The organism is Fluviicola taffensis DSM 16823, from assembly GCF_000194605.1.
GTDB classification, from domain to species: domain Bacteria; phylum Bacteroidota; class Bacteroidia; order Flavobacteriales_D; family Crocinitomicaceae; genus Fluviicola; species Fluviicola taffensis.
Genome location: NC_015321.1, coordinates 4,286,929 through 4,298,943 on the forward strand (window position 1 = coordinate 4,286,929; position 12,015 = coordinate 4,298,943).

The 12,015-nt window shown below is 34.2% G+C and carries 14 protein-coding genes and 1 pseudogene; 3 read left to right on the forward strand and 12 right to left on the reverse strand.

Annotated elements, in window-relative coordinates; genetic code table 11:
* Positions 1–550 precede the first annotated feature (550 nt).
* A complete protein-coding gene (locus tag FLUTA_RS18785; protein ID WP_013688488.1) occupies positions 551–928 on the forward strand; it encodes a GxxExxY protein in 378 nt (125 codons plus the stop codon).
* An 88-nt stretch (positions 929–1,016) separates the two neighbouring features.
* On the opposite strand, the gene FLUTA_RS21055 is transcribed toward FLUTA_RS18785, so the two are convergent.
* Positions 1,017–2,042 (reverse strand): PAS domain-containing sensor histidine kinase, encoded by a 1,026-nt coding sequence (locus FLUTA_RS21055; RefSeq protein WP_013688489.1) that lies wholly within the window; start codon positions 2,040–2,042, stop codon positions 1,017–1,019.
* Between the two features lie 220 nt (positions 2,043–2,262).
* On the opposite strand from FLUTA_RS21055, the gene FLUTA_RS18795 reads away from it, so the two are divergent.
* Both FLUTA_RS18795 and FLUTA_RS18800 read left to right on the forward strand, forming a co-directional pair.
* Entirely contained in the window at positions 2,263–3,159 is an 897-nt protein-coding gene (locus FLUTA_RS18795) for a pentapeptide repeat-containing protein (RefSeq protein WP_013688490.1), read from the forward strand.
* 166 nt (positions 3,160–3,325) lie between these two features.
* Entirely contained in the window at positions 3,326–3,688 is a 363-nt protein-coding gene (locus FLUTA_RS18800) for a DUF2200 domain-containing protein (protein WP_013688491.1), read from the forward strand.
* A 23-nt stretch (positions 3,689–3,711) separates the two neighbouring features.
* Here the strand turns inward: FLUTA_RS18800 and FLUTA_RS18805 are convergent, their stop codons facing one another.
* The 11 genes and pseudogenes from FLUTA_RS18805 to FLUTA_RS21885 all read right to left on the reverse strand — a co-directional run bounded on the left by FLUTA_RS18805 (position 3,712) and on the right by FLUTA_RS21885 (position 12,007).
* Complete coding sequence (locus FLUTA_RS18805) at positions 3,712–4,767, reverse strand: hypothetical protein (RefSeq protein ID WP_013688492.1); 1,056 nt, start codon at positions 4,765–4,767, stop codon at positions 3,712–3,714.
* 361 nt (positions 4,768–5,128) lie between these two features.
* Positions 5,129–5,710 (reverse strand): YdeI/OmpD-associated family protein, encoded by a 582-nt coding sequence (locus FLUTA_RS18810; protein ID WP_013688493.1) that lies wholly within the window; start codon positions 5,708–5,710, stop codon positions 5,129–5,131.
* Complete coding sequence (locus FLUTA_RS18815; protein WP_013688494.1) at positions 5,703–6,665, reverse strand: alpha/beta fold hydrolase; 963 nt, start codon at positions 6,663–6,665, stop codon at positions 5,703–5,705. Before FLUTA_RS18815 ends, FLUTA_RS18810 begins: the two co-directional genes overlap by 8 nt.
* Positions 6,666–6,742: 77 nt before the next feature.
* The gene (locus FLUTA_RS18820) at positions 6,743–7,432 is read right to left on the reverse strand and encodes a helix-turn-helix transcriptional regulator (protein WP_013688495.1); all 690 of its coding nucleotides are present in this window, start codon (positions 7,430–7,432) and stop codon (positions 6,743–6,745) included.
* 119 nt (positions 7,433–7,551) lie between these two features.
* Positions 7,552–8,151, reverse strand: a complete 600-nt coding sequence (locus FLUTA_RS18825) for a hypothetical protein (RefSeq protein WP_013688496.1) — start codon at positions 8,149–8,151, stop codon at positions 7,552–7,554.
* Positions 8,152–8,214: 63 nt separating this feature from the next.
* The gene (locus FLUTA_RS18830; RefSeq protein WP_013688497.1) at positions 8,215–8,640 is read right to left on the reverse strand and encodes a hypothetical protein; all 426 of its coding nucleotides are present in this window, start codon (positions 8,638–8,640) and stop codon (positions 8,215–8,217) included.
* 48 nt (positions 8,641–8,688) lie between these two features.
* On the reverse strand, positions 8,689–9,468 hold the full coding sequence (locus tag FLUTA_RS18835; protein WP_013688498.1) for a hypothetical protein: 780 nt from the start codon (positions 9,466–9,468) through the stop codon (positions 8,689–8,691).
* Positions 9,443–10,081: a class I SAM-dependent methyltransferase gene (locus tag FLUTA_RS18840; protein ID WP_013688499.1), complete on the reverse strand. Its 639-nt coding sequence runs from the start codon at positions 10,079–10,081 to the stop codon at positions 9,443–9,445. Before FLUTA_RS18840 ends, FLUTA_RS18835 begins: the two co-directional genes overlap by 26 nt.
* A 217-nt stretch (positions 10,082–10,298) precedes the next feature.
* Positions 10,299–10,484: pseudogene (tnpA, locus tag FLUTA_RS18845) on the reverse strand (IS66 family insertion sequence element accessory protein TnpA); the annotation flags it as partial.
* A 286-nt stretch (positions 10,485–10,770) separates the two neighbouring features.
* The gene (locus tag FLUTA_RS18850; protein ID WP_043023940.1) at positions 10,771–11,136 is read right to left on the reverse strand and encodes a hypothetical protein; all 366 of its coding nucleotides are present in this window, start codon (positions 11,134–11,136) and stop codon (positions 10,771–10,773) included.
* 352 nt (positions 11,137–11,488) lie between these two features.
* Entirely contained in the window at positions 11,489–12,007 is a 519-nt protein-coding gene (locus FLUTA_RS21885; protein WP_245545454.1) for a transposase, read from the reverse strand.
* Between the last annotated feature and the right edge of the window lie 8 nt (positions 12,008–12,015).

The following is a 12,015-nucleotide window of genomic DNA, read 5'->3' on the forward strand; positions in this document are numbered from 1 at the left end:
GGGATTAGATCGTGATCGTGGTTTGTATTCTTACAGGTTTCAAACTCTTTAGTTTCTCCCACTATAGAACACGAAGGGCTCCAAAAGCCAAATACATATTTAAAAACATCAGTGCTCATAAGTGCACCTAAGTGGGAAATAACTAAGTGGGATTAGATCGAAATCGTGGTTTGTATTCTTACAGGTTTCAAACTCTTTAGTTTCTCCCACCAAAGAGGACCAAAGGACACACAAGCTAAATACATTTTTAAAAACATCAGTGCTCATAAGTGCACCTAAGTGGGAAATAACTAAGTGGGATTAGATCGTGATCGTGGTTTGTATTCTTACAGGTTTCAAACTCTTTAGTTTATCCCACTATAGAACACGAAGGGCACACAAGCTAAATTCCATTCAAAAACATATGTGCAAATAAGTGTGTCAGATTGGAAGATCAATAGAGCTAAAAGTCTTTATCTTAAATCCATCGAACAATAATATAACGAAATAAAACGGAAAATAATACTATCTATCCTATTGGATATCAACTTTCTTCATCTGAACTTTAAGTATGACAGAAAATGAAATCAGCACACACATTTGTTCGTCCATCTATGAAGTTTACTTCACATTGGGTCCTGGACTACTCGAATCATCTTACGAATTTGCATTAAAACATGAATTAGAATTTCGTGGATTAAATGTTAAATCTCAAGTGAAACTTGCATTAAATTACAAAGGTGCAATTTGGGAAGACGCTTACAGAGTGGATTTGCTAGTTGAAGGCCAAGTAATCATCGAAATAAAATCCATTGAATCCTTAAACAATGTTCACCACAAACAATTGATTAGCTATCTGAAATTAGCAGGATTGAGACTTGGTATCTTGGTGAATTTCAATACAGATTTCATAAAAGGAAACATTTTCCGAAAACTGAATGGTTATTAATCTAGTATCTCATAAATATGAGTTTGTGAAAAATAACATGTTACATATACCTCCGTGTTCATCTGTACACGTAAGTGGGAAATAAAAATCACGCAAACTCCAATTCGAAATGAACCCCCACTTCGGTATCAATCCGTTGAATAGAACCATTCAATTGTTCTGCAAAACCTTCTATCAAAAAGTGACCTAAGTGATGATCATTTTCATCCTGATTCACCTCTTTGAATCCAACACCGTCATCTTTGTAGGTTAGGAGATATTTATCATTCTTAAGTCTCAATGAAAGATAAATGGAGCCGTGATTTTGTCCTTTGAAGCCATGCAAAATGGAATTGGTCACTAATTCATTGATTAACAATGCAAGTGGAATCATTTTATCTACCGGAAACTCTAGATAATCGATGTCGAGATTGAGTTTGAAATTTGCGGGCTCATTCACCAATGAATTCAAACAATCATTGATTAACTTCTCCCAATAATTAGCCACATTAATCAATGCTAAATCCTTGTGCTTGTAGAGAGATTCGTGAATACTGGCAATTGTTTCTATTCGTGATTGCGTTTTGTCCAATACGCCGTTGAAGTTATTATCTCCCTCATCTATTTGTAATCGAATGAGACTGGAAATTATTTGCAGGTTATTCTTGACCCGATGATGCATTTCTTTTAGAATAACATCTTTTTCATTGTTCAACTTTTCAAGTTCAGCAGTTCGCTTTTGAACCTTCTTTTCGAGACTATTCTTCAATTGAAGTAGCTCCTTTTCTGCTTTTTTTCGATTCGTAATATTAGTCGACAAAACGAAAATCCCTTCAGGAATGGGCTCTATTCGTAATTCAAACCAATTTTTAGTTTTATTGTTATAGGTGAATTCATTTTCAAACTGGAGAGTTACACGTTCTTCCATACAGATTTTCAATTGGCTAAACATCGTAGTGTTTTCAATACCAGGATAACATTCCATCATCGTTTTACCAATGAGCGTTTCAGTAGTACTTTGACCTTGAACTGCAACCGTTTGATTGACATAAAGGTATTTCCAATTGTAATCTATTACTTGAAATCCTTCAAGCAAGCTGTCGAGAATACTTAAGTTTAAAATAGAGCGCTTCAATGAAATAGTGTTTAGTTATGCAACTAGTTAGTAATTAACGTCCCAAGATACAAAAAGCAAGGAAACTTCAAAAAATAAATGTGTGATTTTTCAAAACAACCAAAAGTTGTCAAAAACAGCTAAAAGTAATTCAATTACAACCATAAGTAGTTGTACATTTATCGATGCTCGGAATGCATGCAAATACCTTTGCAGGGTCTAATTTTTAATAAATAGTCTTATGTTAAGTACAAAAATTATCGGTCAACGAATTGCAGATGCAAGAAAAAAAACAACCATTTCTCAAGCTCAACTTTCAGAGCGTTTATTTATCAGTCCTCAGGCAGTTGGAAAATGGGAACGTGGAGAATCAATGCCAGATATTATTACACTGAATCGTTTATCAGAAATTTTGGATGTTGATTTAAATTACTTCTCAGATGGATTTACGTCGGCAGTATCAGAGGAAAAGAAGTCTTCTAATTCATTGCAAGAATTGTTGGAAAAACCTAAAAAGTCAGAAAAAAAACTCAACTGGGATATGTCTAGAGGGAATTGGCTAGATGCTGATTTTTCTGGTTTGAAAGGGTTAAATGAGAAATTTAGCTCATCCAACATGCAACGCTGTAAATTCATCAGCTCAGACTTGTCTGGACTTATCCTAAAAGGGAATAACATTGATCGTTGTGATTTCTCAAATTCCGATTTCAGTCATAGTTCTATCCAAGGCTCCCACTTATCTGGAAATCTATTTAAGAACTGTTCTTTAGTAGAAACAGAATTTTCAGGAAGCCATATTATTGGTGGAGATTTTTCAGGGGCAAACTTTACGGGAGCAATCATTAAAGCTGGTGGAATTGAGAATAGTATCCTTGAAAATACGACCTGGAAAGACACCTCTTTTTCACTATCATACATTGCCGATCTTGTTTTTACAGGCACCTTGAAAGATTGTTCTTTTGAGAACTGTGCTTTTAAAAGAGTTACGTTTCAGGATGCAATTCTTACCAATACCTTCTTTAAAAACAAAAGTCTAAAACAAATCAAGTTTATTAATTGTCAAGCAGATCGAATCACCTATGAGTTTTTAAAAAATGGCAAAGCCGATTTGAGTGGTATTCAATTAGTCATGGTTTGAAGGAAACCTTGTTCACTATTTGGAGATCTTATTCGATTACCTGGATTTTGAGTAAATTTCAAATGAATTTAAACCTAGGAAGAAAAATCAGAGTTGGGTCGTTTTTTTGACGACTCTACTCTTTTTTGTAATTCATATCTTTGCAAGAGACTTAAAGCCAAACAGTATGAGCACATCTCCCATACACAATGAGCGCATGGCAAAAATGACCTTTGCTACGGTTTACCCACACTATGTTGCAAAAGTTGAAAAGAAAGGCCGAACCGAGCAAGAATTGAATCAAGTGATTGAATGGCTTACTGGATTTGACATCACAAAACAACAACAACTAATTGATGAGAAAGCCACTTTTGAAACCTTTTTTGAACAAGCAATCTTACACCCAAATGTAGAACTCATTACTGGAATGATTTGTGGTTATCGCATTGAAGAAATTGAAAATCCACTTACCAAAAAAGTTCGATACCTTGATAAATTAGTCGATGAATTGGCCAAGAGAAAGAAAATGGAAAAAATATTACGCTCTTAAATTTGATTGAAACAGATTTTCAATCAATGTCGGCTATCGCATTTCGTATAAATGAATCGTTGAGGTTGGCCCATAAAGTAAATCAATGAGCAACCGAAAGAATTGTTTGTAAAACCAAAAATAACTGGACTTCTATTCTTAAAAAGCTGCCCAGTCCACTGATTAGTTTCTCGAGAATCCTTGAATATCCCGTTCAAATGAGCAATTCCTACACTCTCATTTTCGGTGTAAAGCTCTTCAAATTCAACCTTCCCTGACTTCGTATTTATCACTATTACATGTCTAGCAGATCGATTATAATCTGCTTTTTCTTCTTTGAGCTCTTGGGCAAAAAAATGAAGTGTATCTAATTGACATATATTTGTTTCCAGCTTCCGAAAGTTCTTCAGTTCACTCACAATATCCGATCGGAATTTTACAGCAGGGAATTTTTCGGAATCAACTTTACTCCATGTTATCAAGTTCAGTTTTTTGACTAGAAAGGGGTTTTTCTTTCCAACAGAAACCAAGACATGATTGTAATAATCTCCTCCAATCTCGCTCAGCATGGATCTATCGATTCCAAATCCAATCATGTAGGAAAACTGATCAAAAGTAGCATCGCCTTCTGAAGCATAAGGATTAATTAAAGCAGATAAAGGTAGTTTCTTGATTAAGAATGACTGAATTTTCCCTGTGGAATAATTAAAAACGAACAATTTATCATCTTCAGAAACACCCGTTTTATTCAAAAATTGTTCTCGGTATTTCCCTGTAAGTTCAAAGTATTGAATCGAATCGTAAGGCATGTCTGAAATATCTGGAATTGCTAGCGAATCTGGATGCTCACTCAATGGATAATCATCCGAAAAAGAAATGAACCCGATATTTTCAGCTCCTTTCGCCCGTTCTTCCCAACGGACATAATAAATCTTAAACTCCTCCGAAAGCTTCGGTTGGCTAGCTGCAGAATATTGTATCGAAACTTCAGGAGTAGTACTATCTTTAGTCGATTTACTGGGAGTAGATCCACATGAAGTAAATAGAACTACAAACAACATTATTTGAAGTGATACTTTAACTGATTTGATGCTATTCATAGAAAATCATTATCTCATAAAGGTAAAATATTCCAATTGAAAAGAAACCAATAATACATAAAGAAGCTTCGAACATCCAATCTATTTAACGATTAAAATAGAAATGTTCAACCTCGAACAAGACTTAATTTCAGTAATGAATCCGTCATTTTGAGAAACTGTTCTTAACCACAGACGTCTTTACAATTGTCTATTTTTCTTTCATTGATATTTGTCCTGTTCGGTACAAGTCTAATGGGTTCTGCAAGATGCTTTCGATCATTTTTAAAGGTAAATATTAGTTTGGATTTATTCTCAAAATTTTCATTCAAAGCACTTAAATAGACACTTATACAAAACCCCACTAGCGTATGTGTGTTTTCTATCGCAAGTGCTTCGGCTTCAGATTCTGCCCAGCACTTTGTGCAATTTCGTCAATACGTTTTTGCCGCGTTTCTTGTAGTTTCGCAAGGACAATCCAGCTCAACATCATTTTTTGTGCCGATTTACTCAAACTTAGAAAATAGTCCTTTGAACCTTTGTGAATTTTGAACGCTTGTTCTAAGTCGTTCGGGATTATCAATGCTTCAACTTCGTCCAGAATTATCCAGGATCCGTTTTGTTTTGCAGTTTCAACACTTTCGTAACCCGCTTTTGTCATTCGCCCGTTTTCAATGAGTTGCTGAACTTTTTCCTTGTTGATTTTTGACCATATGCTTTTAGGTTTACGTTTGCAAAAAAACTGCATAAACGAAGAATCATCAATTGTTTTTTTGGTACTGTCAATCCAACCGAAGCAAAGAGCTTCATCAACGGCTTCACTCCAACTTATTGAAGGAATAGTAGACTTTTTTGTGTAATAAACAAGCCAAACAGATTGTTTGGACTGATGGTTTTTTTCCAGCCATTGTCTCCAATCTGTTTGGCTTTGAGGACAATATGTTTCTATTTCCTTATTAAGCATTCTGTTGTTCTAGCCATTTTAAAATTGATTGGGTTGTTTCCTCTTGCTTTTCTTGCTGAATCCAATGACCACAATCCAGACTAACAACATCCAAATTAGGAACGATATTTTTTAGGTTTTCAGATTTTGGAATTGTATCCTGTTCACCATATATCATAAGAGTCGGCTGATGAATGATTGGTTTTACATTTTCCATTAAGTGCCAATTTCTATCCATGTTTCTGTACCAATTTATACTTCCTGTAAACCCTGATGATTCGAAAGCAGACACGAACACAGACAGTTCATTATCCTCCATTAAGGGGTCTCCTAGTGGTTTTTCTGCTCTTGCAAGATTTATCATTAGCATGCCAGGCTCTGGTAGTGTGGGAGGAACATTTTTACGAAATATGTTACGTAGGAACTGGGATGTGTTTTCATTCATTATAGCATCTGCTACTCCTGGTTGTCGATTGAAGTGAACAAAATAGAAGTCTCCTCCAAATAGTACTTCCATAAACTCGATCCATGGCTTTTCTCCACGCTCTTGATAAGGCAAAGCCAAGTTTATTATTTTATTTACTCGTTCAGGATGTAATAGTGCCAGACTCCAAACGACATTTGCACCCCAATCGTGACCAACAAAAGTGGCATCTTCATATCCAAAGTAATCGAGTAATGCGACTAGGTCACCTGTCAAGTGTTCAATGTCGTATTCAGTTACTTCAGTCGGACAGGATGAGTTCCCATAACCTCTTTGGTTTGGAATGATAACATGATAGCCAGCCGCAACAAGTGCAGGTACCTGATGACGCCAAGAAAAAGCATGTTCTGGAAAACCGTGACAGAGTACAATAGGTTTTCCAGCATTTTGTTTACCAGCTTCAAAGACTTCCAGTTTCACACCGTTGACTGAAATAAGAGTGGGTTTGGGAAAATTGGTTGAGTTAATCATTGAATTAATTACGTTTGTCATTTTTCTGTCTTTTAAAGATTAATGATGCAAACTTATACCTGACAAGTGACAGCCTTATGGCAAGGGTCAAAAATAAACTAGTGGTATTTCTCAAAATATTCCTGCAAAGTCATTTTATGTGGTTCAAACTGATCGGTAAGTATTTCCAGTTTTCTAATTCTGTCCAAACGAAAAAATCGAAATTCTCTTCTTAATAGACAATAGGCAACCAACAACCAATTTTCGGTGCTTAGCAGAGCAAATGGTTCAATGAGTCTGGTTGTAGTTTCATTTTTTTCGTTGGTGTATTCAATTTTTGTAAGACGAAAATTTGTCAGAGCAAATTGTAAGTCAGACAAATGATTACTGTTGCTTTCCTGATAGGTATTTTGGTCAAATCGTGTTCTTTCTGAAAGAAAGTTAGCTTTCTCTTGTATGTTGTATTTCAGTACCGCTTTTATTTTCTCAATGGCTTCAGTGTACTCTTTAATGAATGAAATGTCTTTGTTTTGTAGAACCCATTGTTCTGCGGTAATTAGCGCATTTGCTTGTGCTTCTGTAAACATTACAGGTGGCACATTGTAACCTTCCATGAGCGAATAACCTTTACCTTCCTCTGTAAGTATTGGAATACCTGACTGTTCCAAAGCCCGTATGTCTCTATAAATGGTCCTTTTACTAACCGAAAATTTGTTTGCTAATTCTGCAGCTGTCAAAATTCGTTTGGTTTGCAATTGGGTTAGGATTGCAGTCAGTCTGGAAAGTCGTTTAGTATCATTTTCGTTCATTTTTTCTGACTTTTGATGTTTGGGTGTTCGCTTCTAGCATTAGGGCTAACGTTGTGGTGGAAATAGAATTCCTACTGTCTTGGAGCTCAGGATTTCATAGAAACACTTCAGCCGCACTATTACCAAACCGATGTTGTGCGTTCGCTTTTTTTTATTCGGTTAAATATCTGTTTTCCAATATAGTCATTCAGTTTTTTATACTTTGTTCGTCTGTAATAAGCATCCCAATAACTTATCATTCTACTTTCGATTTGTTGTCTATATTTTGGATTTTCATGAAAAAATTTCAAATAGTTATCAATTGTCTTGTCGTTAATGTGTTTGTCAGCAACTTCTAAAATTTCCATCACATATTCTCCTAAAAGCTGAAAAATGTATGGAATTACAAAGTAGTCAAATGTATTGTCTATTAATTTTTCTAACCGCTGTTGTCTAACAAAGCCATTATGATGTTTTAAATAAATACAGTTTAAAATAGTTTGTTGCTTAATTGTCAGATTATTTCCTGTTGTTTCGTTAGGATTGTTAAAATAAACCCGTGCTGGAATGATTAATTTATTTCCGTCAAGTATAACTTCTTGTTCAACAGTTGGGTGAATATCAAAGTTTTTGTCAAGCAAAAAGTCTGCAACAATTTCAACATCTTGTTTTAAGTCTGCCGGAAAAGCATTCAGTAGTTTTTGTCTGTTAACTTTTAATATGTCAGTTGAAATTTTCATTCAGTTTAGGGTTTCATAAAGTGACACATAACATTTCTCGGCTTGGCGATGTTATGCGTTCTTTTATACTTGTTGAATAAAATTGCTGTCCAACATTTGTAGAAGAAAGGTGGAATTGTTTTTGTTTTTTAATTCTTTAACGATTGGTATCAGATAGTTAAATATTAGTTCATTAAATTTTTCATCACCAAAATCGTGATTGTGTTGAATTTTCTGTCCATTAATTTCAAATTCCGGATCATCTTTTTCATATTCCTCTTGCCATTCGTGTAATTCAAGAAAATCAAATTCAACAAATTGAAAATCCGGGCAATTGTTTTGTGTTTCCTCAAGTGTCTTGTCTATGTTGAAATTTGTTGTCAACCAACCAGCCCAAGGACAACAATATATTCCAATTGAATTCGGATCGCTGTTATCCATTCTAAATTTATCAATTGAATTCTGTATAAATTCTTCTATTTTTTTTGTGTTTTGGTCAATGTTTATCATAATTCTTTATCCGTTTTGAAGTGATGCAAAAGCCTTGTTAGCAGTTCTTTATTTTTCGTATAATTCTGGTTTATTTTTCAAAAGTCCCCATTTTAATTTTGGCAATGTAATTAGTTCATTGTAAAGTTTTGAAACTTCTTGGTTGCTTCTTAAAGTCAAATGTTCTACATTTTTTAATTCTAAAACTGGTGTGTAGTCTTTGCTTTGAAGTCGCTCCGTTAAAAGTTTAAAGAATCGAAGTTGAGACATTCTACTTACAAAATTAATATTGTCAATTTTAATGAACTTTGGTCCCATTCCATCGCCAACAATACTTAAACTTTCGAGTGTTGTCATTTCGGAAAAGTCGTCATAGTTTGCTATTTTCTGAAAATTTTCTACTGATAATGCTACAATGTTTTTTAGTTTGGATAATGGTTTTATACTTTCAACACTCGCTCCTGAACCAATATGCAACAATTCAATACTTGTCAAGTTTTCAATTGCAGAGATATCTTTATAAGCTCCCCATTTTATGTCTAATTGTTTTAATCGTTTTTGGCTACAAACTGCATCAAATAGTTCTTGTGGCATTCGTGTGCAAAAATGCAATTCAGTAAAAGCCATTGGGTTTTGATGTAAAAATTCACACCATTCTAAAACAACACGCTTTTTCTCTTTTTGTGTTTTGTATTGAGGCGTAAAAGAGTCACCAAGTTGTGTGCAATTAATGGTCAATTTTTCTTCTCCATTATACTCAGCAAGTTCTACAACGCTTTTTATTTTGTCGTTTTCTTCTTTGAAATAGTAATTAAATCCGTATTCAATTTGTCTGTCGTTTAATTTCATAGTGTCGTTTAAAGCTACAAAATAGAAAATTTTGCAGCGTGCTAAATGGTGTTTTATGATCTTCTGTTATGCAACGAATTTTGTCAAAACCGTTTTCAAGTTCTTTTGTCAAAGTTTTTTCTGTGTATTGTTTAATTTGAAGTCCGCTACATTTTGTCGGTCCATTTTCCGAAAAAGTTCCGATTGTCATAAAACCTATTACAGATTTTCTTGCTATTTCCATATATTTTGCAACTTGTTCAGGCGTTGTCAAAAAGTGAAAAGTTGCTCTGTCGTGCCAAATGTCAAAAGTCGTATTTGGTTCAAATTCTGTTATGTCGCTAACAACCCAATTTACTTTTTTGGCTTTGTCGCCCAAGCGTTTTTTTGCTTTTTCAAGTGCTTTTTCAGAAATATCCAAAACTGTTATATTTTCAAAACCTTTGTCAAGCAAATAATCCACAAGTTTGCTGTCGCCACCACCAATATCAATAATTTTAGCATCTTTTGTTATTCCAAAAGATGAAATGAAGTCAAGCGAAGTTTTAGGAATTTCTTGTGTCCAACTTACTTGGTCTGGGTTTTTAGTTTCATAAACTGTTTCCCAATGATTTTTTCTATTTGTATTGTCCATTTTTTGTCTGTTCAATGTTTTTTACGGTTGTTTGGGTTGCTGCTAATTTCGCGGTAGGCAAAGTAGCGCTTTTTTTCGAATATAATTATGCGCCATTTTGTTTACAGCATGCTAGTATTATTTATTTTTTAAAGTTCCGAAATATCTTGAATTCATAGTTTCAATATATTCTGAAATCGGAATTAACCCAAACTGCTTTTCTTCTTTCATCAAGTTTCTCTGCTTCTAACTCCTTTAAACGCTTCAAGTGAGCTGCATCCATCCCCGAATATTTCTTCTTCCAAGAATAAAAAGTAGGCTGACTGATTCCATGTTCTCGGCAAATATCATTTACTGACATTCCAGAATCTTGCTGTTTTAAAATTGCAATAATTTGCGTCTCATTAAATTTTGAACTTTTCATACTTCCTAATTTACGAACTCTATTTTTAAACGTTTCGTTTTTTGGGGAAGCTTACCGAATGAATTTCATACTTGAAGATAGCTAAAATCAGTTTTTTGGCAATCAAAAAAGGTTGATTTTTATGAAAATTCGTTTGTGGAAAAAGGAAGGGTTTTTAGACAGTTTGACGTTTGGCAGATTTGCGATGGGTGGGATTTTTAGCACTAAACTTCATTGATGCACAAAGCATGAATTTAGCACTTCACTGTCAAAGAAGCACGATACCCCCGCTTTTGCAAAACGGCTGTTAGCGGTTCGGCTTTATTGTGGGTTTAATATTCAAATCGTTTCTACCAATAAAATAATAAAACCCAACCGTGTCTTTTTTGTTCTTAAACAATTTTAAGGCATACTTATTTTCAGTATAAACTTCCAATTCTTCAATTACACCAAACTCCCACAGTATATCTTCTTGTTTCCCACGTTTCACATTCTCAAAGTGGATTGTGTCATTGGATATCCTATATGAACCAATCACTTCGGAGACTCCGAAACGAACATTTTTTTCTCTAAATGTAAAATCACTTTTTAATTTAAAGGTTTCAGCACGTGTACACTCATCGTATCTATTTGCAACTAAAACATTGTTATTATCTATTTCAGCAAACTCCATAAAAAAATAATTCTTCAAAAAAGTAAGAGGTTTTGAAAAAGTTAGAATTAATATCGTAATAATAATACAGCAATTCAATAAACGTGTTTTATCAGTGAATTTTTCTTTAATCAAAAGGAAAATTTGCCTTAATAGTAGGAAGCTGAATACCAAATAAATTATCACAAGTACTATAAAAAAAGGTACTGTTATAAGTCCAAGTTTTCCTTCCCAATAGTAACTTAGGGTGAGGATCAAAAAGTAAATGATAGTCGATATTAATAGTCCTTTATTTTTCAATTTTCTTGTCTGCTATTTATTCACAATATCGGTTCTTAAGCTTCTGACTAACGTTTTCAATAGTAACTCAAAATCAATTTGTTACAAATCCCAATTCTTCCCTAGTCAACTCAAATTTATTGATTTGTTTTTTAACCCTTGCGACTAGTTTCAATTTTCTTTTTTCATCCAAGAATAAGTATTCAGTTGGTGGATTGTAAGCTTGTCCTTTTACGAGCATGTTCCATACAATAACTGCCAATTTTCTTGCTAGTGCAGTGACCGCTGTTGCACGTCCTTTTTTGTAGTTTATTCTTTTGAAGAAATCTACGAGCCAACCTTCTTTTAAATTTCCGATTGCATTTGCAGTATTTCTGAATGCAATTTTTAGTCTCGAACTACCTTTGGGGATGTGATGTGAAAGTACTTTTCCACCGCTGATTTTGTTGTTTGGTGCTAGCCTGAGCCATGCTGTAAATTGTTTGGATGACGGAAATTTCCGTATTCCTTCCAATCCTATCTCACTGATTATTGCTATTATAAGTCCTTCATTGATACCTTCAATAGCCATCAAATCAATCCCTTCGAAGTATTGGTATGCAAGTAAATTCAAATCTGTAT